This is a genomic window from Blastococcus sp. SYSU DS0510 (genome assembly GCF_054050835.1).
On the sequence record NZ_JBJHAC010000008.1, the window covers coordinates 126515 to 152124 of the forward strand.

The 25610-nt window shown below is 74.4% G+C and carries 18 protein-coding genes; 6 read left to right on the plus strand and 12 right to left on the minus strand.

The genetic code is table 11. From position 1 onward, the window contains the following. Nucleotides 1-4: 4 nt before the first annotated feature. From ACI79P_RS08890 to ACI79P_RS08905, 4 genes are all read right to left on the minus strand, one after another. Entirely contained in the window at nucleotides 5-2965 is a 2961-nt protein-coding gene (locus ACI79P_RS08890) for an AAA family ATPase (RefSeq protein WP_456580676.1), read from the minus strand. Continuing rightward, nucleotides 2962-4110 carry an exonuclease SbcCD subunit D gene (locus tag ACI79P_RS08895; RefSeq protein WP_456580677.1) on the minus strand — a complete coding sequence of 383 codons (1149 nt, stop codon included), beginning with the start codon at nucleotides 4108-4110 and terminating at the stop codon, nucleotides 2962-2964. The genes ACI79P_RS08890 and ACI79P_RS08895 overlap by 4 nt, the downstream gene beginning before the upstream one ends. Before the next feature lie 76 nt (nucleotides 4111-4186). After that, nucleotides 4187-4762: a PH domain-containing protein gene (locus ACI79P_RS08900; RefSeq protein WP_456580678.1), complete on the minus strand. Its 576-nt coding sequence runs from the start codon at nucleotides 4760-4762 to the stop codon at nucleotides 4187-4189. Between the two features lie 67 nt (nucleotides 4763-4829). Beyond that, on the minus strand, nucleotides 4830-5672 hold the full coding sequence (locus ACI79P_RS08905; RefSeq protein WP_456580679.1) for a biotin--[acetyl-CoA-carboxylase] ligase: 843 nt from the start codon (nucleotides 5670-5672) through the stop codon (nucleotides 4830-4832). Between the two features lie 184 nt (nucleotides 5673-5856). Here ACI79P_RS08905 and ACI79P_RS08910 point away from each other — a divergent pair, with 184 nt between their 5' ends. From ACI79P_RS08910 to ACI79P_RS08925, 4 genes are all read left to right on the plus strand, one after another. Continuing rightward, a complete protein-coding gene (locus ACI79P_RS08910) occupies nucleotides 5857-7485 on the plus strand; it encodes an acyl-CoA carboxylase subunit beta (protein WP_456580680.1) in 1629 nt (542 codons plus the stop codon). Beyond that, entirely contained in the window at nucleotides 7482-7697 is a 216-nt protein-coding gene (locus ACI79P_RS08915; RefSeq protein ID WP_456580681.1) for an acyl-CoA carboxylase subunit epsilon, read from the plus strand. The genes ACI79P_RS08910 and ACI79P_RS08915 overlap by 4 nt, the downstream gene beginning before the upstream one ends. Next, entirely contained in the window at nucleotides 7694-8302 is a 609-nt protein-coding gene (locus tag ACI79P_RS08920; RefSeq protein ID WP_456580682.1) for a Maf family protein, read from the plus strand. Before ACI79P_RS08915 ends, ACI79P_RS08920 begins: the two co-directional genes overlap by 4 nt. An 82-nt stretch (nucleotides 8303-8384) precedes the next feature. Continuing rightward, complete coding sequence (locus tag ACI79P_RS08925) at nucleotides 8385-10145, plus strand: acetyl/propionyl/methylcrotonyl-CoA carboxylase subunit alpha (protein ID WP_456580683.1); 1761 nt, start codon at nucleotides 8385-8387, stop codon at nucleotides 10143-10145. A gap of 66 nt (nucleotides 10146-10211) precedes the next feature. On the opposite strand, the gene ACI79P_RS08930 is transcribed toward ACI79P_RS08925, so the two are convergent. The 3 genes from ACI79P_RS08930 to ACI79P_RS08940 all read right to left on the minus strand — a co-directional run bounded on the left by ACI79P_RS08930 (nucleotide 10212) and on the right by ACI79P_RS08940 (nucleotide 15971). Further along, nucleotides 10212-12602 carry a hypothetical protein gene (locus ACI79P_RS08930; RefSeq protein ID WP_456580684.1) on the minus strand — a complete coding sequence of 797 codons (2391 nt, stop codon included), beginning with the start codon at nucleotides 12600-12602 and terminating at the stop codon, nucleotides 10212-10214. Between the two features lie 79 nt (nucleotides 12603-12681). Continuing rightward, nucleotides 12682-14403, minus strand: coding sequence for a reprolysin-like metallopeptidase (locus tag ACI79P_RS08935; RefSeq protein WP_456580685.1), 1722 nt, complete (start codon nucleotides 14401-14403; stop codon nucleotides 12682-12684). A 161-nt stretch (nucleotides 14404-14564) separates the two neighbouring features. Further along, complete coding sequence (locus ACI79P_RS08940; protein WP_456580686.1) at nucleotides 14565-15971, minus strand: NAD(P)H-quinone dehydrogenase; 1407 nt, start codon at nucleotides 15969-15971, stop codon at nucleotides 14565-14567. A 113-nt stretch (nucleotides 15972-16084) separates the two neighbouring features. Between ACI79P_RS08940 and ACI79P_RS08945 the strand changes: the two genes are divergently transcribed. Further along, complete coding sequence (locus ACI79P_RS08945; protein WP_456580687.1) at nucleotides 16085-16543, plus strand: gamma-glutamylcyclotransferase family protein; 459 nt, start codon at nucleotides 16085-16087, stop codon at nucleotides 16541-16543. A gap of 62 nt (nucleotides 16544-16605) precedes the next feature. Then, a complete protein-coding gene (locus ACI79P_RS08950) occupies nucleotides 16606-17781 on the plus strand; it encodes a hypothetical protein (protein WP_456580688.1) in 1176 nt (391 codons plus the stop codon). A 96-nt stretch (nucleotides 17782-17877) separates the two neighbouring features. Here the strand turns inward: ACI79P_RS08950 and meaB are convergent, their stop codons facing one another. Genes meaB through ACI79P_RS08975 form a run of 5 tightly spaced genes read right to left on the minus strand, consistent with a single transcriptional unit; the run spans nucleotide 17878 to nucleotide 25528 of the window. Beyond that, entirely contained in the window at nucleotides 17878-18876 is a 999-nt protein-coding gene (meaB, locus tag ACI79P_RS08955) for a methylmalonyl Co-A mutase-associated GTPase MeaB (RefSeq protein ID WP_456580689.1), read from the minus strand. Continuing rightward, complete coding sequence (gene scpA / locus ACI79P_RS08960; protein WP_456580690.1) at nucleotides 18876-21098, minus strand: methylmalonyl-CoA mutase; 2223 nt, start codon at nucleotides 21096-21098, stop codon at nucleotides 18876-18878. The genes meaB and scpA overlap by 1 nt, the downstream gene beginning before the upstream one ends. Then, nucleotides 21095-23035: a methylmalonyl-CoA mutase family protein gene (locus ACI79P_RS08965; RefSeq protein WP_456580691.1), complete on the minus strand. Its 1941-nt coding sequence runs from the start codon at nucleotides 23033-23035 to the stop codon at nucleotides 21095-21097. Before ACI79P_RS08965 ends, scpA begins: the two co-directional genes overlap by 4 nt. Further along, entirely contained in the window at nucleotides 22989-24326 is a 1338-nt protein-coding gene (locus ACI79P_RS08970) for an amidohydrolase (protein WP_456580692.1), read from the minus strand. The genes ACI79P_RS08965 and ACI79P_RS08970 overlap by 47 nt, the downstream gene beginning before the upstream one ends. Beyond that, nucleotides 24323-25528, minus strand: a complete 1206-nt coding sequence (locus ACI79P_RS08975; RefSeq protein WP_456580693.1) for a glutamate--cysteine ligase — start codon at nucleotides 25526-25528, stop codon at nucleotides 24323-24325. Before ACI79P_RS08975 ends, ACI79P_RS08970 begins: the two co-directional genes overlap by 4 nt. Between the last annotated feature and the right edge of the window lie 82 nt (nucleotides 25529-25610).

Here is a 25610-nt window from a genome sequence, read left to right on the forward strand (position 1 = left end):
GGGGTCACCCGGCCAGTCGCGAGCCGTTGCGGCCGGCGATCACCTCCAGCCGCGTGGGGATGCGGGTGCGCAGCTCCTCGAGGTGGCTGATCACCCCCACCGTGCGACCGCCGCGGCGGAGCTCGTCCAGCACCGTCATCACGGCGTCCAGCGCCTGCGCGTCCAGAGTGCCGAACCCCTCGTCCACGAACAGGGTGTCGATCCGGACGCCGCCGGTCTCCGCGGTGACCACGTCGGCGAGCCCCAGCGCCAGCGCCAGGGAAGCCATGAAGCTCTCCCCGCCCGAGAGCGTCTTGGTGGGCCGGCGGGCGCCGGTGTACTCGTCGAAGACGTCCAGGCCCAGGCCACCGCGGGCGCCGTGCCGGCCCTGCGCGTCGCTGTGCAGGAACGTGTAGCGGCCGCCCGACATGTCCAGCAGCCGCCGGCTGGCCACCTCGGCGACCTGTTCCAGCCGCGCGGCCAGCACGAACGACTGCAGGCGCATGCGGCGTGCGTTGGCCCCCCGACCGTGCGTCAGGTCGGCCAGCGCCGTGACCTGGTCGCTCCAGGCGCGCAGCTCGGCCAGCGTGAGCTCGGCTGCGCTCACCCGTCCCACCAGGTCCTCGAGCGAGCTCGTGCAGCGGCGCGCCTGCTCGAGCTCGGCCACCGCCTCCTCCCGCCGGCGGGTGCCGCCGGCGCAGCGGCTCTCCAGCGCGCCGAGGTCGGGCCGCGGGGCGAGGTCGGCGAGCTCCGGGTCGGTCAGCCGAGCGCGCAGGACGGCCACCCGCTGGTCGTGACCGTCGAGCTGCCGGTCCAGCTCGGCCAGCCGGCCGGGACCGGCCAGCGCCGACTCCGCCGCCCGGTCGTCGTCGAACCCGGCGGCTCGGGCCCGCTCCTCCGCCGCCCGGCTCGCCGCCTGGGCCTCGGCTCGGGCGCGCAGCTCCTCGACCTCGGCCGCGACCACCGACTCGCACGCCTCCGCGGCGGCCGACAGCCGGGCGACCCGGGCCGCCAGATCGGCGTCGTCGCCCCGGGCGGCGGCCAGCCGGCCGGTCAGCTCCGCGAGGCCGCTGGTCAGCGCGTGGTGCTCGGCGGTCCGGGCGCGCAGCTCCTCGCGGTCGGCGCCCAGGCGGGCCGCCGCCTCCTCCCGCTCGGCGACCAGCTCACGCAACCGGGACTCGGCCGGGGCGAGACGCTCGGCCAGGCCGGTCGCGCTGCGCACGGCCGCGGTCAGCTCCAGGACGCGTGCGGCCTGCTGCTCCGGCGGCAGCTCGCCGGCGCGGGCCCGCAGGCCGGCGAGCTCGCGCTCCGCCACCTCCAGCCGGCCGGTCGCCGCGGTGAACGCCGCCTCCGCGGCGTCGGCGAGGGCCCGGGCGGCGTCCTCGTCGGCGGCCGTGACCCGCTCGGCACCCGGTGCCGCGGGGCGCGGGTGCTCGACGGCACCGCAGACCGGGCAGTCGGCACCGTCGACGAGGCCGGCGGCGAGCTCGGCGGCCATGCCGTCGAGCCGCCGGGCGCGCAGCTCCAGCCACCGCTCCCGGGCGTCGGCCCGGTCGTCGCGCGCCCGGGCGGCGTCGTCGCGCAGCACGTGCAGGGCCCGGTCCAGGTCCGCCGCCGCTTGTGCGGCGACGAGGCCCGCCTCCGCTGACTCCAGCGACGCACGCAGACCCGGCAGCTCCGCGGCGGCCGCCCGGGCCCGGGCCACCTCCTGCTCCTGCCCGGCGAGCAGTGCCGGGAGGGCGGCGACGGCCTGCTCCCCCGCGCGGCACCGCTCGGTCAGCTCGCGGACCTGCCCGGCGAGCGCGGCGACGGAGCGCTCCAGGGCACGCGCGCGCTCCACCTCCGGGAGGAGCGCCCGCGCCTCGGCGGCCCGGTCCCGCAGCTCGCGCGCCACCACGCCATCGGCCGGACGGCCCCCCGCGACCGGCCGCCACGCCGCGACGGCGCCGGTCAGGCATTCCGCGGCGCGTTCGGCCGCCCGACCGGCCGCGCACGCGGTCTCCAGCACGTCGCGCAGCGGTTCGGCCCGGCGAGCGGCGTCGCGCTCGGCCCGCAGGGGCGCGAGCGTCCGCGCGCGCTGCTCGAGATCCGCGAGCTCCGCCGAGGCCTGGTCGCGCCGGGTGTGCCGTGCGGCCAGCGCGCGGGCCTCGGTCAGCTCGGCGTCGGCGCCGGCCACCTCCGCGGCGGCCGCGTCGGCCCGCGCCGTGGCCGACGCGAGCCGCGCCGCCGCGGTCGCGCGGACCTCTGCCACCCAGCGCAGCACGCCACCCCCCGTCCCCGCGCCCACCGACTCGGGGGCCAGCTCCTCGGGCACCTCGACGCCGGCGGCCTGGGCGACGCGGTCGAGCAGGGTGCCCAGCTGGTGCCGGGCGTCCTCGGTGGCCGCGCGGACCGCCGTCCGCTCGTCGGCGAGCCACTCCTCGGCCCGGGCGAAGCGGTCGACGTCGAACAGCGTGCGGAGCAGCTCGGTGCGGTGCTCCGGCTCGGCCCGCAGGAACCGCGCGAAGTCACCCTGCGGGAGCAGCACGACCTGGCAGAACTGGTGCACGTCGAGCCCCAGCCGCGTGCGCAGGTGCTCGGAGCCCTCGTCGATGCGCGTGCTGACCGGCTCCCACCCGCCGTCGGTGAGCCGGGAGACCACCAGCTTGGCCTGCTCGGTCGCCCAGCCCTCACCGCGCTTCTTCGGCCGCTGCTGCTCCGGCCGCCGCACGACCCGGAGCCGCTCGTCGCCGAGAGTGAGCTCGCAGCTCACCTCGGTCCGGGTGGCGGCGTCGGCGTGGTCGCTGCGCAACCGCTTCTCCTCGCCGCGGGCGCCGGGGACCCGCCCGTAGAGCGCGAAGACGACCCCGTCCAGCAGCGTGGTCTTGCCCGCGCCCGTCGGCCCCCACAGCAGGAAGAGCCCGTCCCGGCCCACCTCGTCGAGGTCCACTTCGACGGTGCCGGCGAAGGGCCCGAACGCCGTGAGGGACAGCCGGTGCAGCCTCATCGGGCCGCCTCCTGGCGGTCGGCGGCACCGAGGGCGCGGGCGAGCAGCTCGCGCTCGGCGGCGCTGGCCGGGACGCCGCGCACCGCACTGACGAACTCCCCGGCGATCTCCAGGGCACTGCGCCCCCGCATCCGTTCGCGGTAGCTGCCACCCCCGGCCGAGGCCCCGGCGCCGGTCCAGTCCAGGTGCACGCAGTGCGGGAACCGGGCCTGCAGCCGGCGCATGGGGTCGGCGGGCCGGGCCGGATCGGTGAGCCGGGCGGAGACGAAGTGCTCCTCCGCCGCCGCGTGCGCCGGGTCGGCGAGCAACTCCTCGAGCGTGCCCGTGAGCACGCTGAGCGGCCGCGGGGTGGGCAGCGGCACCGCACGCACCCCCGCCAGGCCGGCGGCGTCCAGCTCGACCAGCCAGGCCTGCTTCTGCTGCCCGGCCTCCCCGAAGGAGTAGGCCAGCGGCGAGCCGCTGTAGCGCATCCGCGGGCTGAGCGTCTGCGGCCGGTGCAGGTGCCCGAGCGCCACGTAGTCGACCCCGTCGAAGACCGAACCGGGCACCAGGTCGACGCCGCCGACGCAGATGTCCCGCTCGCTGTCGCTGGCCACCCCGCCGCCGACGAAGGCGTGCGCCAGCACCACCGAACGCACCCCCGGCCGCAGGAAGAGGTCGGCCCGCACCCGGTCCATCGCCTCCCGCAGGACCGCCTCGTGCCCGCGGGCACCGGGGACGCAGAGCTCGTGCCGGGCCACCTCCGGCTCCAGGAACGGGATCCCGTAGACCGCCACCTCGCCGTGCTCGTCGGCCAGGAGGACCGGCTCGTCCAGCCGCGCCGTGGCCGCGCGCACGTGCAGGCCGGCGGCGCTCAGCAACCCCGAGAAGGTGCCCAGCCGCCGGGCCGAGTCGTGGTTGCCGGGCGTCAGCACGACCCGCGCGCCGGTGCCCAGGAGCCGGCCGACCACCCGGTCGAGCACCGCCGTGGCGTCGGCCGAGGGCACCGCCCGGTCGTAGACGTCACCCGCGACGACGACGACGTCGACCTCCTCGCGGGCGACGACGGCGGCCAGCTCGCCCAGCACCTCCTCCTGCTCGGCGAGCAGGTCGGTGCCGTGGAGGGTGCGGCCGATGTGCCAGTCGGAGGTGTGCAGCAGCCGCATGGGCGCAAGGTAAGGAGGGGGTCCGACAGAACCGCCGAGGCGCGCCGTGACGGCCCCGTCACATCGGGTCCCCGGCTCAGAGCACCTCGGTGGAGCGCCAGCCGCCCTGCGGCGGCCAGTCCTCGTCCCCGCGGATGTAGCCGGCGGACTCCCGGGCCCGCCGCTCGGCGTCCTCCTCGACCATCACGTTGAGCAGCTGCTGCACCCGGTCGCTGTCGGGGATCCGGTGGAGCACGGTCGGGCCGCTGTCTCCGGCGGTCTCGATCGTGAGCGAGCCGGAGTTGACGATCCGTTCCCACAGCGTCTGGGTGTAGGAGACGTCGGTGATGCGGGACAGCCCCAGGTCGCGGCCGCGGCGGGCCAGGATCCCCTCGCGGAACAGCAACCGGTGGGTGGTGACCACGTAGTGCGTCGTCCGCCAGCGGAGCAGGGGTACGACGACGAGGAACAGCAGGAGCACGACGGCGACGCAGACGATCGCCAGCCGGAACATCCCCTGCTGCCGCCCCGGGGGCACCAGCGCCGCGCCGAAGGACGCGCTGCCGACGACGAGCAGGAAGAAGAGGACCGGCCGGACGAGGGTCAGCCAGTGCGGGTGCAGGTGGCGCACGACCTCTTCGTCGTCGGCGAGCAGCTTGTCCGGGTACGGCACCCCACCAGGATGACGCCGGACCGGCCTCCCGCGGGGCGATCGGCCCCCTCGGCGCGTCCGGGCGGGTTCAGGCCCGGCGGACGTGCCGGACGTCGCCGCTGGCGAGCTCGACCTGCCCCTCGGCGGTGTCCAGCACCAGGCGGCCGTCCCAGTCGATCGCCCGCGCGGTGCCGAGGAGCGCCGACCCGTCCGGCATCGTCACCTCGACCGCGCTGCCGACCGTGGACGACCAGGAGAGGTAGTCGCGGGCGAGCCCGGAGACCACCGGGTCGCCCAGTGCCTCCACCCAGCCGCGGTAGCGCCGCTCGACCGCGCGCAGGAAGGCCAGCAGGACGGGCCCGCGGTCGACGGTCCCGCCGGTGACGACCGACAGCGACGTCCCGGTCGCCGGCAGCTCGGCGGAGGTGGTCGAGACGTTGAGCCCGACCCCGACGACGACGCCGGAGGACCCCCCGGCCCCGCCGACCGACTCGGCGAGGATGCCGGCGAGCTTGCGCCCGTCCCCGGCCAGCAGGTCGTTGGGCCACTTCACCGACGAGAGCACCCCCGCCACCTCCCGCACGGACTCGGCCAGCGCCACCCCGGTGAGCAGGGGCAGCCAGCCCCGACGGGCGGCGGGCACGTCGGGGCGCAGGAGGAAGGAGACGGTCAGCCCGGCGCGCGGCGGCGACGTCCACACCCGGTCCAGCCGGCCGCGGCCGGTGACCTGGTGCTCGGCCACCAGGACGGTGCCCTCCGGGGCGCCGTCGGCGGCGGCAGCGGACAGCGCGGCGTTCGTGCTGCCGATCTCGTCCACGACCTCGACCGAGCGCCACAGCGCGCTGTCGCGCGTGAGGGCGGCCTGCAGGGCGGGCGCGTCGAGGGCGGGCCGGTCGAGGTCGGACCAGCGGGAGGAGGACGTGTCGGGCACGAGGAGACCGTAGCCAGGGACGGCGGCGCGGTGGGCGCTCGCACCGGCAGCAGGACACCGGAAGGAAGGGGACGAGCCGCTCCCCTACGCTACGGATCTCGTGGCCCGGCATCCGAGGTCACGCCCCGAGCACAGCAGCGCCGCCACGGCGGCCGACGAGCGCCAGCGAGGAGAACGAGGACGCGTGAGTGCCGCCGAACTGGAGAGCGCCGGGGAGCACGTCCCCGACGACGTCGACATCCACACGACCGCGGGCAAGCTCGCCGACTTCGAGCGCCGGGTGCAGGAGGCCGTCCACGCGGGCTCCGAGCGCGCGGTGGAGAAGCAGCACGCGGCCGGGAAGATGACCGCCCGCGAGCGGATCGAGGCGCTGCTGGACCCGGGCTCGTTCACCGAGTTCGACGAGTTCGCCCGGCACCGGTCGACGAACTTCGGGATGGCCGAGAAGCGGCCCTTCGGCGACGGCGTGGTGACCGGCTACGGCACCGTCGACGGCCGGCCGGTGGCGATCTTCTCCCAGGACGTCACGGTCTTCGGCGGGAGCCTCGGCGAGGTCTACGGCGAGAAGATCGTGAAGGTGCAGGACTTCGCCATCAAGAACGGCTGCCCGGTCATCGGCATCAACGAGGGCGGTGGCGCCCGGATCCAGGAGGGTGTGGTCTCCCTCGGCCTCTACGGCGAGATCTTCCGGCGGAACGTGCACGCCTCCGGCGTCATCCCGCAGATCTCGCTCGTCATGGGGCCGGCGGCCGGCGGGCACGTCTACTCCCCCGCGCTCACCGACTTCATCGTCATGGTGGACAAGACGAGCCAGATGTTCATCACCGGCCCCGACGTCGTGAAGACCGTGACCGGCGAGGACGTCTCGCTCGAGGAGCTGGGCGGGGCGCGCACGCACAACACCAAGTCCGGCGTCGCCCACTACCTCGCCGAGGACGAGACCGACGCACTCGACTACGTCAAGGCGCTGCTGTCCTACCTGCCGAGCAACAACCTCGACCCGCTCCCGGCGGTCGAGATGGCGCCGGTCGAGACCGTCCTGCCGGATGCGCTGACCGACGAGGACCGCGAGCTCGACACCTTCATCCCGGACTCGGCCAACACGCCCTACGACATGCACACTGTCATCGAGCACGTGCTCGACGACGGCGAGTTCCTCGAGGTGCAGCCGCTGTTCGCGCCCAACATCCTCATCGGCTTCGGCCGGGTCGAGGGCCGGCCGGTCGGCATCGTGGCCAACCAGCCCACCCAGTTCGCCGGCACGCTGGACATCGACGCCAGCGAGAAGGCCGCGCGCTTCGTGCGCACCTGCGACGCCTTCAACATCCCCGTGCTCACCTTCGTCGACGTGCCGGGCTTCCTGCCGGGGACGTCGCAGGAGTGGGAGGGCATCATCCGGCGCGGGGCGAAGCTGATCTACGCCTACGCCGAGGCGACCGTCCCGAAGGTCACGGTGATCACCCGCAAGGCCTACGGCGGCGCCTACGACGTCATGGGCTCCAAGCACCTGGGCGCCGACGTGAACCTGGCGTGGCCGACCGCGCAGATCGCTGTCGTCGGCGCGCAGGGTGCGGTCGGGATCCTCTACCGCAAGGAGCTCGCCGCGGCCGAGGACCCCGACGCCAAGCGCGCCGAGCTGATCGCGGAGTACGAGGACACCCTCGCCAACCCCTACATCGCCGCCGACCGCGGGTACGTCGACGCGGTGATCCCGCCGTCGCACACCCGCGTCCAGGTGACCAAGGCGCTGCGCGTGCTGGCCAACAAGCGCCAGACCCTCCCGCCCAAGAAGCACGGGAACATCCCGCTGTGAGTGAGGGAACCGCACCCCTGCTGCGGGTGGTGAAGGGTGAGCCGACGGCGGAGGAGCTGGCGGCGCTGACCGTCGTCGTGGCCGCGATGTCGCAGCGGCGCACCCGCCGCCGGCCGACGCCGATCGGCGCCTGGGCGTCCTACGGCGACGCGCACCGCCGGCCGCAGCCCGCCGGGCACGGCGGCTGGCGCGCCGCGGGGAGGTTCGCGTGACCGTGGACCGCCGGCTGGTGCTGGCCTCGGCGTCGCCGGCCCGGCTCTCCCTGCTCCGGCAGGCCGGCCTCTCCCCCGAGGTCGTGGTGAGCAACGTCGACGAGTCGGCCTACTCGGCCCCGCGCGTGGCCGAGCAGGTCGCCCTCCTGGCGTCCGCCAAGGCCGCGGCGGTCGCCAAGCGGGAGACCGACGCCCTCGTCATCGGCGCGGACTCGCTCCTGGAGTTCGGCGGCAAACCCCAGGGCAAGCCGGCGGACGCCGCCGAGGCCCGCGACCGCTGGCGGCGGATGGCCGGGCGTTCCGGCATCCTGCACACCGGCCAGGCGCTGTTCGACGTGCGGGACGGCGCCGTGGTGAGCCGGGACATCGCGGTCGCCTCGACCGTCGTCTACTTCGCCGACCCCACGCCGGCCGAGGTGGAGGCCTATCTGGCCACCGGCGAGCCGCTGGCCGTGGCGGGGGCCTTCACCCTCGACGGGCTGGGGGCGCCCTTCGTCCGCCGCGTCGAGGGCGACCCCGCGGCCGTGGTCGGGCTGTCCCTGACGGTCCTGCGGACGCAGTTGTCCAAGCGAGGTCTGACCATCACCGACCTCTGGCGTCGCTGAGCATCGCGGCGTCGCTGAACCACCCCGCCCGACGCGGGCACTGACAATCGTTCGACCGGCCCACAGAAGAGGGAGAGCACCGGTGCAGAAGGTCCTCATCGCCAACCGCGGCGAGATCGCGGTCCGCGTGGCCCGCGCGTGCAAGGACGCGGGTCTGACCAGCGTGGCGGTCTACGCCGAGCCCGACCGCGATGCGCTGCACGTGCGCGTCGCCGACGAGGCCTTCGCGCTCGGCGGCACCACGCCCGGTGACTCCTACCTGGTCATCGACAAGATCCTCGACGCCGCCAAGCAGTCCGGCGCCGACGCGATCCACCCCGGCTACGGCTTCCTGTCGGAGAACGCGGACTTCGCCCAGGCCGTCATCGACGCCGGGCTCACCTGGATCGGCCCCTCCCCCGAGGCGATCATCGCCCTCGGCGACAAGGTGCAGGCCCGGCACATCGCCACCAAGGCCGGCGCGCCCCTCGTCCCCGGCACCAAGGACCCGGTCGGCGGCGCCGACGAGGTCGTGGCGTTCGCCGAGGAGCACGGCCTCCCGGTCGCCATCAAGGCGGCGTTCGGCGGTGGCGGCCGTGGCCTCAAGGTCGCCCGCACCATGGAGGAGATCCCCGAGCTCTTCGACTCCGCCGTGCGGGAGGCCGTCTCGGCCTTCGGCCGCGGCGAGTGCTTCGTCGAGCGGTTCCTCGACAAGCCCCGCCACGTCGAGGCGCAGGTGCTCGCCGACCAGCACGGCACCGTGATCGTCGTCGGCACCCGTGACTGCTCCCTGCAGCGCCGCAACCAGAAGCTGGTCGAGGAGGCCCCGGCGCCGTTCCTCACCGACGAGCAGCGCGCGCGGATCCACTCCTCGGCCAAGGCGATCTGCGCCGAGGCCGGCTACCACGGGGCCGGCACGGTCGAGTACCTCGTCGGCGCGGACGGCTCCATCTCCTTCCTCGAGGTCAACACCCGCCTGCAGGTGGAGCACCCGGTCTCGGAGGAGACCAGCGGAATCGACCTGGTCCGGCAGCAGTTCCGCATCGCCGACGGCCTCCCCCTGGAGATCACCGAGGACCCGGCGCCCCGCGGCCACAGCATCGAGTTCCGGATCAACGCCGAGGACGCCGGCCGCAACTTCATGCCGGCCCCCGGCCCGGTGGACCGCCTGGAGATCCCGCAGGGGCCGGGCGTCCGCTGGGACTCCGGCGTCGAGACCGGTGGCGAGGTCGCCGGCGCGTTCGACTCGATGCTGGCCAAGCTCATCGTCACCGGCGCCACCCGCGAGGAGGCGCTGCAGCGCGCCCGCCGGGCGCTGGACGAGCTGATCGTCGAGGGCATGCCCACGGTCATCCCGTTCCACCGGGCCGTCGTCCGCGACGAGGCGTTCACCAGCGAGCCGTTCACCGTGCACACCCGCTGGATCGAGACCGAGTGGGACAACCAGGTCCCGCCCTACGACGCCGCGCCCGCCGGTCAGGATGAGGAGACCCCCCGGCAGACCGTCGTCGTCGAGGTCGGTGGCCGCCGGCTCGAGGTGTCGCTGCCCGCCGGGCTCGCCGCCGGCGGCGGGAGCGCGGCCCCCGGCGCGACCGCCAAGCCCCGCAAGCGCGGCGGCGGGGGTGGCGGCTCCGCGGCCTCCGGGAACTCCCTCACCTCGCCGATGCAGGGCACGATCGTCAAGGTGGCCGTCGAGGACGGCGCCACCGTCGAGGCCGGCGACCTGGTGGTCGTCCTCGAGGCGATGAAGATGGAGCAGCCGATCACCGCGCACAAGGCCGGCACGATCTCCGGTCTGGCCGCCGAGGTCGGCGCCTCGGTCACCAGCGGTGCGGTCATCTGCACGATCGCCGACGCGGAGTAGCGCACCCGGCACGACGGAAGCCCGTGACCGCACGCGGTCACGGGCTTCCGTGCAGGACCGGCACGGTCAGACGGTCACGTCCCGGCAGCCGAACGACGTGTTGGCCGAGGAGACCTCCTGGTCGATGGCGTACACGCAGACCCTGTGCGCCCCCGGCGCCACCTGGCCGGACCAGCCGAACCCGTGCACCGGGCCGGCGTGCGGGAAGGCGCTCCCCACGTCCGGCCGGTCGCCGTCGGCCCGCAGCGCCACCCCGGCGCCGTCGACGTACACGTGCACTGCGACCGGGGCGGTCGGGGAGTCAGGGTCGAACGCCCAGCCCGACAGCGACAGCGTCGTCCCCGACGCCGCCAGGGTGTCCCAGCTGCCCACCGGCCGGGCCAGCCCCACCGCCACGTCCCGGCAGCCGAAGGGCGTGTTCGCGGAGGACACCTCGCGGTCGATGGCGTACACGCACACCCGGTGCATCCCGGGCGCCAGGTCGGCCGACCAGCCGAAACCGTGCGCCGATCCGGCGTGCGGGAACGCCGCCCCCACGTCCGGCCGATCCCGGTCGGCCACGAGCCCGACCCCCTTGCCGTCGACGTAGACGTGCACGTCCACCGCGCCCGTCGGGGAGTCCGGGTCATAGGTCCAACCCGACAGCGACACCGTCGTCCCCGTGGCCGACAGCGAGTCCCAGTTGCCGGTCGGACGGGTGAACGCCACGGCCACGTCACGGCAGCCGAGGGAGGTGTTCGCCGACGGGACCTCGCGGTCGATGGCGTAGGCGCAGACACGGTGCATCCCGGGCGCCAGGTCGGCCGACCAGCCGAAGCCGTGCGCGGAGCCGGCGTGCGGGAACGCCGCCCCCACGTCCGGCCGGTCCCCGTCGGCCTGCAGCGCCACCCCGGCACCGTCGACGTACAGGTGCACCGCCGACGCCGGATCGGGGGTGTTGGGGTCCAAGGCCCAGCCCCGCACCGTCAGCGTGGTCCCCGACGCCGAGACGGCGTCCAACGAGCCGATCGGCCGGGTGGGCGCCGTGGGGACCGTGGGATCCCCCGCCGTCGCCACCCGGACGGTCGCCTCGGTGGCCGAGGCGGCGACGACCGTCACGGTCAGGTCGGTACCCGAGATCGGCACCGCCCGGGCGAACGGCAGGGCGACCTGCAGATCGCTCCTCCAACCGGACAGGCTCGACGGCGTGGCGTCGAGCAGGAACGACGTGGCACCGTGCTCGACCATGTCTTCCTTCGTCCCGGCACGGCGGAGGAGGACACCGCTCTCCAGTCGCAGGCGGTTGGCGTCCGTCCCCAGCCACGCGTCCTGGAGGTCGGGGGTGCGGTACTCGAGCCAGTAGGCCCGTCCGTGGGAATCCGTCAGCCGCAGGGCACGGGTCCCGGTGCGTCCTGAGGTGGGCGACAGGGTGACCAGGGTCCCGGACGACGTGACCGAGACCGACTTCGTGTGCTCGGCCGGCAGCACCCCGAGCCGAGCAGCGTGCGGGGCGCTGAGCGAGCCCACCTGCTCCCAGGAGACGCCCATGACGTCGTACCAGTCGTTGTAGTCGGTGACCGCGCAGGTGTCGCCCTCGACGGTCCCGTCGCACTGGTGGCTCGACGAGTGCCAGAGGCTGAAGTTGTGCCCGAACTCGTGGGCGATGAGGGACGTGGCGGTGCCCCGGGCGTAGAGCCGGCCCCCGGCTCCGGGCCCGGTTCCCACCTGGGCGAGCCCGTGGGGGCACCGGGAGGCGTCGGCGGATCCGTTGCTCACGTAGAGCATGAGGTGCTTGCCCGGGCCGGCCGTGAAGTTGACCGAAGGGACCTCCGCGACCTCGTTCCAGAGCGCCACGTAGTCCGTGCACTTCGCGGTCGTGGTGATCCAGTCGTGGGAGGCGGAGACACCCAGGCCGATGGCCCCCTGGCTCTCCTTCGACCAGAACTGCGCCACCGGCCCGTTGACCGCATCGACGACCTGCTGCAGCGTCGTGCTGTCGGTGGTCCCGCCGCCGGCGACCACCATGACCACGGTGACCTGGTTCGTCACCGTCGTCGCGGCCTCTGCCGTCGTCGGCTCCTCCGCGGGCGCCGGCTCCACGACCTCGGCGGCGAGGACCTCCCGGGCGGGCTCGATGACCCCCTCGGCCGCCGCGACGTCGGTCACCTCCTCGCCGACCGTCACCTCGACGGTGGTGCCGACCGGGATGTCCTGGACGTCGTCGGTCGGGATCCTGACCGCGTCGCCGGTCTCCGGCTCGATCCAGGTGAGCGGCTGGGCGAAGAGGTCGTCGCCGGCGGAGTGGTGGTCCTCGGGCTCGGCCCAGGCCTGCACCAGCTCGCCGGTGACCGTCTCGGCGGCTGCGACGGGCTCGTCCTGCGCCTGCGTCGCCGGGGCGGAGAGCACGGTGAGTGACACGGCACCGGCGGCGACCAGGACGGACGCCCGCAGGGGTCGGGATCGGGGGGTGACGCGCACGCGGAGCTCCTGGGCCGAGGGGACTACCCCCTGTGCATCGGCGGGCGCCCGGCGGAACTGAACCGGTCGGACGGGACCGTCACCCGCGCAGGCGATGCCGACGCACCACCTGCACCAGCAGCAGGACCGAGCCGGCGAGCACCGCCCCGGCGGCCGGCAGCGCGAAGCCGGCGGAGGAGCTGGAGCTGTCGGCGACCGGCTCCAGGGGGATGCTGGACCGCGGCGCCGCGAGGTGGACCGGAGGGGCCAGCGGCAGCGGCGGCTGCGGCGTCGCCTCGGGGGCGCGCTGCCCGGCGGGCTCCTCGGCGGGATCCGGGGCCACAGGCGTGGCCGCCGCACCGCCCCGCGGGGTGGCGTCCTGCCCGGCCGGGGCCTGTGCCGCGGCCACTGCGGGCCGCGCCGCCGGGACCACGTCCACCACGGCCCGGCCGCCGTCGACGCCGCGCAGCGTGAGGGTGAAGTCCCCTCCGGAGAGCGGGATCACGACCCCCACCGGCAGTGCGAACTGCAGATCGGCGTCCCAGCGGCCGGCCGGGCCGGGCGTCCCGTCCAGCAGCAGCGAGGTGTCGGGGAACGGACCCGTCCGGCGCAGCAGCACCCCTGCGTCGAGGCGGTAGACGTTGTCGCGGGTGCCGAGCCAGGCGTCGGGCCCCGTCGCAGCCCGGAACTCCAGCCAGTACGCGTCGCCCTCGGCGTCCACCAGCCGGAGCGCCCGCAGGCCGGCGCCGCCACCCAGCGGCGCGAGAGAGACGCTCGTGGCGCCCTCCCCGACTGCCACGGTCCGCTGCGCGTCGCCGGGGAGAACACCCAGCGCCGCGGCCTGGACGGCGTTGAGCGAGCCCAGCTGGGCCCAGGAGGCGCCCATCACGTCGTAGTAGTCGCGGTAGGCGGCGGTGCGGCAGGAGCCGCCCTCCACCGCGCCGTCGCACTGCTGCCCCGAGGAGTGCCCGAGGCCGAAGTTGTGCCCCAGCTCGTGCGCGATCACCGAGGCGCCGCCGTCGCGGACGTAGAGGCGCCCGCCGGACGCCGGCGAGGTGCCGACCTGGGCCAGCGCGTACGAGCAGGCCGGCTGGTCGGCGGCCTGGCCGCTCAGCCGGAGCATCAGGTGCTTGCCGGGGCCGGCGCTGAAGCCGACCTCCGCGGCGACCTCGTCCCAGAGCCCCTGGGGGTCCGTGCAGCCGGCCGTCGTCCGCACCCAGGCGTGCCGGGCGGTCACGCCGAGGGTGACGGCGCCGCCGGTCTGCTCGGACCAGAACCGGGAGACCGGGCCGTCGACGGTCGTCACGACGTCGCCGAGCCGCGTGCCGTCCGGCTCCGTCCCCGCCGGCGCCACCAGGACCACGGTGACCTGGTTGGTCAGGCCGCCGCGCGGAGCGGGCGGCGGCTCGGGCGTCGCGACCGGCCCCGGGGAGAGGACGTCGCTCTCCAGCACGGTGCGGGCGGGGTCGTGCCCGTCGGCGCTCGCCTCGTCCTCGACGGACCGCCCGACCGTCAGCTCCACCGTGGAACCCGCCGGGACGTCGGCGACCTGCTCGGCCGGCACGCGCACCGCGCCGTCGGCGGTGGCCACCCAGCTCAGCCGGGCCGCGTCGTCCTCACCGTCGGCGTGGTGGCCCCCGGAGCCCTCGGCCCAGACGTGCACGAGCTCGCCGCGGACCGTGGTGGTGCCGCCGTCCGCGAGGGCCACGCCCGGCACCACGACGACGCCCAGGGCGGCGGCGAGCACCGCGCCGGCCAGCCCGAGCGCGCGGGACGGACGACGGAGGCCGCGGGGACGACGGAGGTCGTGGTCAGGAGACATCCACTCCTGACTCGGCGGCCCGGGGCCGCGTCGGCACCGGATCGGGGATGTTGAGCCGAACTCCCGTCACACCCGGCGCAGCCGCCCCGGCTGCCCCGGCCGGCCCCTCGGCAGGGGCCCGCCGCGAGCTGGCGAGCGGTGGGGGGCTGAGGGACCCTTTCTCACGCCAGGTGGTCGGCGCCCATCAGCCGGCGCCCGGCCTCGGTGATCGAGCCCGACAGCGACGGGTAGATCGCGAAGGTCTGCGCCAGGTCGTCCACGGTCAGCCGCTGGGTGACGGCGAGCGCGATCGGCAGGATCAGCTCTGAGGCCCCCGGCGCCACGACGACGCCACCGACGATGACGCCGGTGGCCCGCCGGGCGAACATCTTGACGAAGCCGTCGTGCAGGTCGCTCATCTTCGCCCGGGCATTGGTCGCCAGCGGCAGCAGGACCGTCTCGACGTCGGGGTACTCCGGCAGCGCCTTCTGCTGGACCCCGACGGTGGCTATCTCCGGATGGGTGAAGACGTTGGCCGCGACCGTCTTGAGCCGGATCGGCGCCACCGCCTCGCCGAGCGCGTGCCACATCGCGATGCGGCCCTGCATGGCGGCCACGGAGGCGAGCTGGAAGACGCCCGTGACGTCGCCGGCGGCGTAGATCCCGGGCACCGAGGTGCGGGACACCCGGTCGACCACGATGTGCCCGGACTCGGTGGTCTGCACGCCGCACTGCTCGAGGTTCAGGCCCGACGTGTTCGGGATGGTGCCGACCGTCATGAGCGCGTGGGACCCCTCGACCATGCGGCCGTCGGTCAGCTCGACCTGCACGCCCGTCCCGGTGCGCCGCACCGCGGCGGCCCGCCCCTTCTCGGCGATCCGCCCGCCCCGGGACCGGAACACCTCCTCGACGACGGCGGCGGCGTCGGAGTCCTCACCCGGCAGCACCTGGTCGCGGGACGAGACGAGGGTGACCGGGACCCCGGCCTCGAGATAGCCGGAGGCGAACTCGGCGCCGGTCACGCCGGAACCCACCACCACCAGGTGCTCGGGCATCTCTTGCAGGTCGTAGACGTCGCGCCAGTCGAGGATGCGCTCGCCGTCGGGTTCGGCGCCGGGCAGCACGCGCGGGTCGGCGCCCGTGGCGATGAGGACGACGTCGCTCTCGACTTCCTCGGTCACCCGCCCCTCGGCGTTCACGACCTCGACGGTGTGCGCCGCCATTCCCGGTTTCTCGTCGGACAGCCGTCCGTGGCCGGCGACGATGCGCACGCCCTCGGCGGTCAGCCGCGCGTGGATGTCGGCCGACTGGGCCACGGCCAGGCCCTTGACCCGCTGGTTCACCGACGCGAGGTCGAGGCTCACGGTCGCGAGGTCCGCACCCTGCAGGCCGAGGACGGCGGAGTCGCGGACCGAGGTCATGGCGCCGGCAGCGGCGATGAGGGTCTTGGAGGGCACGCAGTCGGTGAGCACGCTGGCCCCGCCGATGCCGTCGCGCTCGATGACGGTGACCTGCGCACCGAGCTGCGCGGCGACCAGTGCGGCCTCGTAGCCGGCCGGGCCACCACCGATGATGACGATGCGGGTCATGGGTCCATCTTCCGTTGCCGAGCGGTGGGTCTCCGCCATTCTCCCCGCTGCGGTCCGGACCGTCGTCACCCGCCCACCGGCGCCCGCCGGGTCGCCTGGCTAGTCTCGCCGGGATGGGCCTCTACGCCGCCTACGGATCCAACATGGACCCCGCTCAGATGCTGCGCCGGTGTCCGTCGTCCCCGCACGCCGGCACCGGCTGGATCCGCGGCTGGCGGCTGACGTTCGGCGGCGAGGACCTCGGCTGGGAGGGTGCGCTCCCGACTCTCGTGCCCACGGATGACGACTCGCCTGGTGTCTTCGTCGCCCTCTACGACCTGACCGAGGCCGACGAGCGGGCGCTGGACGAGTGGGAGGGCGCCGACTCGGGGCTCTACCGGCGCGTGCACCTGCGGGTGCACACGCTGGGCGAAGACGTGGTCGCCTACGTCTACGTGCTCGACGCGTTCGAGGGCGGGCTGCCCTCGGCCCGGCACCTGGGCGCGATGGCCGACGCCGCCGAGGCCGCCGGCGCGCCTGACGACTACGTGCGCGACCTGCGCTCCCGGGACTGCCGCTCCACCGGCGTCTAGGTCGGAGGCCAGTCCGGCGTGGTGGTAGTTGTCCCCGCGCGTTGGGCTGTTTTGATGCCGCGGTGCCATCGCTGACGCCGACCCTGCCTCCCGCCGAGGACATCCTCCGCCACGAGCGAGCTCAGTGGCGCGGCTCGCGGCGAGTCGCCGGCGCCGCCATCCTCATCTACTGCCTGCTCCTCGGACTTCGCTGGGTCGCCCATCTAGAGGAGAGCTTCCTCGAAAGCAGCAACTTCCAGCAACTCGCGGCGATCCCCCTCTCCATTGGCATCGGTGAAGGGGCGAACGCCCTGGCAGCCCTGGCCGGCGTCATCATCGCCATTAGCCTCACCGGTCGAAGCCTGGTCTTGAACAACGCGATCGACGCGAGGCTGTACGCCCGCGAGAGACTGTGGCGACAGCTCAACGAAGTGGCCGCAGCACTGTGCGCACTAGTGGGGATAGGGCTCCTCGCTGGACTCACAGCGGGGGAAGTGCTTGTCCGGATTCCGTTCATCGTCCTGAGTGGAACCCTGCTTGTGCTGGCTGTGAGCGCCTCCTCGACCGACTTCGATTTCACGCACGTCGAACAGTCGAGGCGATCCGCATCGCTGAAACGGGAACTTCTGCGCTACCAGATCGCGCAGAGCCGCTGGGGAGGCGCTGCGGAAGGGGCCGAGCCACCGCCCATCACCGAATTTGGGCGGCGGTGGCTTCCGCCCGCGCTCGCCATGACTACTGCCCTTATAGCGCTGGCAGGCGTCGCGTTCCTGCTGGGCGATGCGCCGCTCTCCTCCCGAGTGCTGGGGTGTCTGGCTATGGTCGGTGTAGGGCTAGTCCTGAGCTCGGTGGGGGTCGCGCTGGTCTGCTCCTGCATCAACGACGTCGTCGACCGGAGCCTCGTGAGCGCGAGCTTGCACGTGGTCTACCTGGCGGCCTGGGTGGCGTTTGGGATCTACGCCGTCATCCAGTTCGCCGCCGATTCCTCCATGGAGCCCTCGGCCAGGGCGATACTTTCGGTCTGGACCGGACTGATCTTTCTCGCCCCTCCGCTGCTTTGCCTGCCTGGCATTCATCATGCGGCTGTCGTGCTCCCCCATGTGACCTTCAGCTCTGCCGTGCACGCGACGGCCAGGAGTCACATCGAGAGGACCATCGAGCGTCTGACGGATCGCCTAATCGACGTGGACGCGCCGCCGGTCACCACGTCCGCCGGCAACCGAGTACGTCGTCGGTTCGACGCGATGAGCGGCGCCTAAGAGGCAAGCCTCCGTCAAGCGCCAGCGGCTGCCACCTGGTGAGGAAAGCGCTTGACCGGCCTCGCCGACGCCCCGCAGGCCCGGCGTCTTCGATCGCTATGTGGGGTCCGGCTGCCCGAGAAACGCATCCAGCACTCGCCGGGCGGCCAGGGCCGGGGTGAGCTCGCCGGCGAGCACCGCCTTCTCGAGGTCGGGGACGGCGGCACGGACGCCGGGGTGGGCGCGCAGCGCGTGCTCCAGCCCGTCGCGCACCAGCTGCCAGGTCCAGCGCACCTGCTGCGCGCGGCGGCGCTCGTCGAACTCGCCCGAGACCTTGGCCCGCTCCTGGTGCTCGACGAGCTTGGCCCACACCTCGTCCAGTCCCTCGCCGGTGAGCCCGGCGCAGGTGAGCACCGGGACGTCCCACGCGTTCCCGCGCCCGCGCAGCAGCCGGATCGCCTGCGCGAGCTCCCGGGCGGCCTTGCGGGCGTCGGCGGCGGCCGGCCCGTCGGCCTTGTTGACGGCGATGACGTCGGCGATCTCGAGGATGCCGCGCTTGATGCCCTGCAACTGGTCGCCGGTGCGCGCGATGGTCAGGAAGAGGAAGGAGTCGACCATCTCGGCGACGGTGATCTCCGACTGCCCGACGCCGACGGTCTCGACCAGGACGACGTCGTAGCCGGCCGCCTCGACGACGACCATCGACTCGCGGGTGGCCTGCGCGACCCCACCCAGGGTGCCCGACGTCGGGGAGGGCCGGATGAACGCGTTGGGGTCGACCGCCAGCCGTGCCATCCGCGTCTTGTCGCCGAGGATCGAACCGCCCGACCGGGCCGACGACGGGTCGACGGCCAGCACCGCGACCTTCGACCCGGCCCCCGTCAGGTCCACCCCGAGCTGGTCGATGAACGTCGACTTGCCCACGCCGGGGACGCCGCTGATGCCCACGCGGCGCGCTCCCCCGGCATGCGGCAGCAGCTCGACCAGCAGCTCCTGCGCCTTCTCGCGGTGGTCGGCCCGCCGCGACTCCACCAGGGTGATGGCCCGCGCCACCACCCGGCGGTCCCCGGCGAGCACCCCCTCCACGAGGACCGGGACGTCGACCTCTCGAGCCATCAGTGACCGAGACGGGAGGACAGCGTCCGCAGCAGCTCCTGCGCCGCCTCGGCGATGACCGTGCCGGGCGGGAAGACCGCCGCGGCCCCCATCTCCTTGAGCGTCGGGACGTCGTCGGGCGGGATGACCCCGCCGACGACGATCAGCACGTCGTCGGCACCGAGCTCGGCCAGCGCGTCGCGCAGCGCCGGCACCAGCGTGAGGTGTCCGGCCGCCAGCGAGGAGACGCCGACGACGTGGACGTCGGCCTCCACCGCCTGGCGGGCGACCTCGTCCGGGGTCTGGAACAGCGGGCCGACGTCGACGTCGAAACCGAGGTCGGCGAACGCGGTCGCGATCACCTTCTGGCCGCGGTCGTGCCCGTCCTGGCCCATCTTGGCCACGAGGATGCGCGGCCTACGGCCCTCGGCCTCGGCGAACTCCTCGGCCAGCCGCCGCGTCTCCTCCATGGGCCCGGACGCTCCTGCCTCGTCGCGGTAGACGCCGGAGATGGTGCGCACCTGACCGGCGTGCCGGCCGTAGACGACCTCGAGGGCGTCGGAGATCTCCCCGACGGTCGCCTTGGCCCGCGCGGCGTCGACGGCGAGCTTCAGCAGGTTGCTGTCGAGGTCGTTGCCGCGCGTGCCGTCGGCGGCGGCGCGGGCGGCGTCGGTGAGCCGGCCCAGCGCCTCGGTGACGGCGCGGCCGTCGCGGTCGGCGCGCAGCTGCTCGAGCTTGGCCTTCTGCTGGGCCAGCACGTCGGCGTTGTCGACCTTGAGCACCTCGATCGCCTCGTCGGCGTCGACCCGGTACTTGTTCACGCCGATCACCGGCTGGCGGCCGGAGTCGATGCGGGCCTGGGTGCGGGCCGCCGCCTCCTCGATGCGCAGCTTGGGGATGCCGTCGTCGATCGCCTGGGCCATCCCGCCGTGCTCGGCGACCTCCTCGATGTGCGCCCAGGCGCGGCGGGCCAGGTCGTAGGTCAGCTTCTCCACGTACGCGGAGCCACCCCACGGGTCGACGACGCGGGTGGTGCCCGACTCCTGCTGCAGCATCAGCTGGGTGTTGCGGGCGATGCGGGCGGAGAAGTCCGTGGGCAGCGCGAGCGCCTCGTCCAGGGCGTTGGTGTGCAGCGACTGGGTGTGCCCCTGGGTGGCTGCCATCGCCTCCAGGCACGTGCGGACGACGTTGTTGTAGACGTCCTGCGCGGTCAGCGACCAGCCCGAGGTCTGCGAGTGGGTGCGCAGCGACAGCGACTTCGGGTTCTGCGCGCCGGCCTCCTTCACCAGCTTCGCCCACAGCAGCCGCCCGGCCCGGAGCTTCGCGACCTCCATGAAGAAGTTCATGCCGATGGCCCAGAAGAAGGAGAGCCGCGGCGCGAAGGCGTCGACGTCCATGCCCGCGGCCTGGCCGGCCTTCAGGTACTCGACGCCGTCGGCGAGCGTGTAGGCCAGCTCCAGGTCGGCCGTCGCCCCGGCCTCCTGGATGTGGTAGCCCGAGATCGAGATCGAGTTGAACTTCGGCATCCGCTGCGAGGTGAACGCGAAGATGTCGCTGATGATCTGCATCGAGGGCTTGGGCGGGTAGATGTAGGTGTTGCGCACCATGAACTCTTTGAGGATGTCGTTCTGGATGGTGCCGGTCAGCTGACCGGGCCCCACCCCCTGCTCCTCGGCCGCCACGATGTAGAGCGCGAGCACCGGCAGCACGGCGCCGTTCATCGTCATCGACACGCTCATCTTGTCCAGCGGGATGCCGTCGAACAGCTGCCGCATGTCCAGGATCGAGTCGATGGCCACCCCGGCCATGCCGACGTCGCCGGGCACCCGGGGGTGGTCGGAGTCGTAGCCGCGGTGGGTGGGCAGGTCGAAGGCGATCGACAGCCCCTTCTGCCCGGCGGCGAGGTTGCGCCGGTAGAAGGCGTTGGACTCCGCCGCGGTCGAGAAGCCCGCGTACTGGCGGACGGTCCACGGCTGGGTGGTGTACATCGTCGGGTAGGGGCCGCGCAGGAACGGCGGCAGCCCGGGCAGGGTCTCGAGGAAGTCCAGGCCCTGCAGGTCGGCCGGGGTGTACAGCGGCGGGACGGAGATCCCCTCGGGGGTCTCCCAGGCCGCCTCCTCGACGCTGCGGCCGGTCGCCTCCTCGAACGCCTTGGCCCACTCGCCAGGCCCTGCGGTCGAGGAGCCGGCACCCGCGGAGGGTGCGCCCAGCTCGACGGAACCGAAGTCGGGGATGCCGCTCATGCCCGCTCTCCTTCCAGACCCAGCTCGGAGTGCACCGTGCGCAGCGCCGCGAGGGCGTCGCACCCGGGGTGCACGTACCCGTCGACGCCGTCGACGGCGAGGTCGGGCTTGCCGGCCAGCCACACCTGGGTGGCGCCGGCCGCCTTCAGCTCCGCCGCCAGCCCGGCCGCGTGCTCGGCGTAGTCCTTGTCGGTGCCGCAGATGCAGGCCACGGTCGTGCCCGCGTCGGCCAGCGCGGTGGCGCCGTCGCCGGCCGGGGTCGCCAGCCCGCCGGCCTGGAACAGGTTGGCCGCGAAGCTCGCCCGGGCGGTGTGCCGGGCAATGGGGCCTAGGGTCGCCAGGTAGACGGACGGCCGCTCCCCCGCCGCCTCGGCCGCGTCGCGCAGCGCCTCGAACTCCTGCGCCGCGCGCACCCGCGGCAGCCCGCCGGTCGCCGGCAGCACCTCGGCGGCCGGTCGGCGCTCGGGCAGCTTCTCGGTGAGGTTGGGGAACTCGCTGACGCCGGTGATCGCGTCAGCGCGGGTGGCCAGCCGCTTCGCGCGGGCGTCCCACGCCTGGGCGATCCGGTCGCGCACCAAGCCCGAGGCCAGCGCCGCCGACAGCCCGCCGGCCCGCTCGATCTCGGTGAACCACGCCCAGGCGGCGCGGGCCAGCTCGTCGGTCAGGGACTCCACGTACCAGGAGCCACCGGCGGGGTCGAGCACCCGGCCCAGGTGGCCTTCCTCGACGAGGAGGTTCTGGGTGTTGCGCGCGATCCGGCGGGAGAAGGAGTCCGGCAGGCCCAGCGCGGCGTCGAACGGCTGCACGGTGACCGCGTCCGCGCCCCCGACGCCGGCGGCGAAGCAGGCCACGGTCGTGCGCAGCATGTTGACCCACGGGTCGCGCTTGGTGGCCATCACCGACGAGGTGACCGCGTGCTGCCGCTGAGCACGGGCCTCGGCCGAGGCGCCGCTCACCTCGCCGACGCGGTCCCACAGCCGGCGGGCGGCGCGCAGCGCGGCGATGGTCGTGAACTGGTCCGCCGAGGCTGCGTAGCGGAACTCCAGCTGGACGGCGGCCTGGTCGACGGTCAGCCCGCCGTCCGTGAGGGCGCGCAGGTAGGCGAGCCCCGCCGCGAGCGAGCAGCCGAGCTCCTCCACCACCGAGGCACCGGCGTCGTGGAACACGGTGCCGTCGACGACGACGGTGCGGAGGCCGGGGTGCGCGGCGGCGCGGCGGGCGACGTCGGCGAGGCCGGTCAGGTCCTGCCGCTCCCCGGAGGCCGCCTCGACGCCCAGCGGGTCCAGGCCGAGCGAGCCGCCGGACGCGAGGTCGGAGCGCCCCTCGACCAGGTCGAGGAAGGCCGCGGCGGCCGGGAACCCACCCTGCACGGTCACCGGCGCGAGGTCGAGGTAGACGTCGGCGAGCACCTCACCCAGCGCGTCCACCGGGATCGCGCCCTCGCCGAGCACCAGCCACAGCGAGGTGACGCCGTTCTCCAGGTCGGCGGCGATCGCCTCCTTCGTCACCGCGACGTCGGGGTGCGCGTGCCGCTGGCGGATGTCCCACCCGCCGGACGCGCCGCCCTCGGCGCCGCCGGACGCCGTGACCTCGGCCGAGCCGGCCGGCCCGCCGGCGGGGCGGGCACCGCGCACGAACGGCGGCAGGCCCGGGACGCCGACCCCCGCGGGGAGGTCACCGGCGTCCTCGGCGGTGTAGAGGGGGGCCACCGTCACACCCGGGGCCACCGGCCGGCGCAGCGCGTCCTCCACCGGGTCGGGGAGCTCCTCGCGACCGGCCTTGCGCAGCACGCCGGCCACGAGCTCGCGCCACTGGTCGCGGGTCACCGCGTCGAACTCGCCCGCGAGCGCGAGGTCCTCCGGGACCGCGTGCTCGGCCGGCACCTCGGCGTCAGCCGCCGCCGGCCCCTGGCCGGTCGTCTCGTCGGTCGTGCTCATCCTGGGGTTCCCGCCTCTCGTCGACGGCTCGTCGGGCAGAAGTGTCTCCGGGGGCGGGTCTGCGCGTGCGAGGGGGTGCCCCGGAGCTGCCCGGGGACGGTTCGGCGTCGGCCTCCAGCGCGAGCAGCGCGGTGCGGGCCAGCAGCCGCACCCCGACGCCGATGGCCCGCTCGTCGACGTCGAAGGTGCCGCGGTGCAGGTCGAGGGGGGCGCCGCCGCCGTGGGTGCCCAGCCGGGCCAGCGCGATCGGCATGACGTCGGCGAACCAGCCGAAGTCCTCCCCGCCCATGCTCTGCGGCGAGAGCACGAGGTTCTCCGCGCCGACGGTGCCCAGCGCGGCCGAGCGCAGCAGCGCCACGGCACGCGGGTCGTTGACCACCGGCGGCACCCCGCGGACGTAGTCGACGTCGACCTCGGCGCCGGTGGTGGCGGCGACCCGCGCCACGAGCGAGCGCATCAGCTCCTCGGCGTCCTTCCACGCCTCCCGGTCCAGCACCCGGACGGTGCCCCGCAGCGTCCCCCGCTGCGGGATGGCGTTGGCCGCGACACCGGCGTTGACCGCGCCCCAGACGAGCGACATCCCCGTCCGCGGGTCGACCTGGCGGGAGAGCAGCCCGGGCACGTCGGTGATGATCCGCCCGAGCGCATCGACGAGGTCGACGGTCATCTGCGGCCGGGCGGTGTGCCCGCCGGGCCCGGTGAGCGTGACGTCCATCCGGTCGCAGGCCGCGGTGATGGGGCCGGTGCGCAGCCCGATCCTCCCGGCGGGGATGGACGGGTCGCAGTGCAGCGCGAACGCGCGCGACGCGCCGTCGAGGACGCCGGAGGCCACCACCTCGGTGGCCCCGCCCGGCACCGTCTCCTCGGCCGGCTGGAAGACGCAGCGGACCGTGCCGGGCAGCCCGTCGAGCGAGGCGAGCGCGACGGCGACGCCGAGGACCACCGTCGTGTGCACGTCGTGGCCGCAGGCGTGGGCCAGACCCTCGCGGGTGGAGGCGTACGGCACGTCCTTGAGGTCCTTCAGGGGCAGCGCGTCGATGTCGGCCCGAAGGACGACGATCGGTCCCCCGCCCGCGCCGACGTCGACGCTGAGGCCGGTGCCGGTGGGCAGCCGGCGCGGGACCAGCCCGTGGTGGCGCAGCCGCTCCTCGAGGAAGGAGGTCGTCTCGAACTCCGCGTAACCGAGTTCGGGGTGGGCGTGCAGGTGCCGCCGGGTGGCCGACAGCGCGGGCCCGTTCGCGGCGACCCACTCGTCGACCGCGGCGCCCAGCTTCTCGACGACCGGGGTCATGCGGCGTGCCCGCCCTCGCACGAGGCCGGACCCGGCACCGGGCCGTCGGGCTGCCCGGCGGGGCCCGAGGAGGGCAGCCCGTCCCGGAGCTCGGCCAGCAGGCCGTCCACGACCGGCGCCAGGTCGCCGTCGTTCGCCAGCGCCACCGCCCGCTGCCGCTGGTAGGAGGCGCCGACCTCCAGCACGCGGAGCACGTCGGCGAGCTCTGCCTCGCAGTCCAGCCGCTTGGCCGTGGGCATCAGCTCCTCGACCAGCTCGGTGATCGCCTCGCGCACCGGCCGGACGGCGTACTGCTCGTCGACGATGATCTCGGCGTCCAGGCCGTAGCGGGACGCCCGCCACTTGTTCTCCCGCACGACCCACTCCTCGGGGCGGGGCAGGGTGTAGCCGCGGTCGAGCTGGGTGTCGAACTGCTCGACCAGGCACTGGGTGAGGGCGGCGACCGCCCCGATCTCGTCGAGGGTCGGCAGGCCGTCGCAGATGCGCAGCTCCACGGTGCCGAAGTCGGGGTGGGGCCGGATGTCCCACCACACCTCGCGGACGCTCTCGATGCTCTTCGTGGAGATCAGCGTCTCCATGTACTCCTCGAACTCGCCCCAGCCGTCGAGCTGGAAGGGCAGCCCCGCGGTCGGCATGCCCTCGAAGATCTTCGTGCGGGCCGAGGCCAGGCCGGTGTCGCAGCCGACCCAGAACGGCGAGGACGACGACAGCGCCAGGAAGTGCGGCACGTACTGGCACAGCGCGTTGACGATCGGGATCACCTTCTCCGGCGCCCGGACCCCGACGTGCACGTGGACGCCGAAGATCTGCAGCCGGCGGGCCAGCCACTGCATGCGCTCGACGAGCTGCCCGTAGCGCTCCTTCGGCGAGATCTCCTGGGTCTGCCAGTCGGTGAACGGGTGGGTGCCGGCGCAGAGCAGCCCCAGCCCCCGTTCGTCGGCGGCGGCGACCACCTCGGCCAGGGTGCCGGCCAGGTCGGCCTTCGCCTCGCGCACCGTGGTGCAGACGCCGGTGATGATCTCGATGGTCGACTGCAGCAGCTCGTGCTTGGCCTTGGGGTGCTCGTCGGCCCCCTCGGGGCGCATCGCCTCGAGGATCTCGACGGCACCGGGTGCGAGCTCGCGCGTCTCGCGGTCGACGAGTTGCAGCTCCCACTCCACGCCGAGGCTGGAGCGCTCCGAGCTACGGAAGGGGATCTCCACCTCCGGGAGTCTAGAAGGACCTGCCTGCCCCCCGTCCCTCGCTCCGCTCGGCACGGGCCCTTGCAGGCAGGCCGTTCCAGCA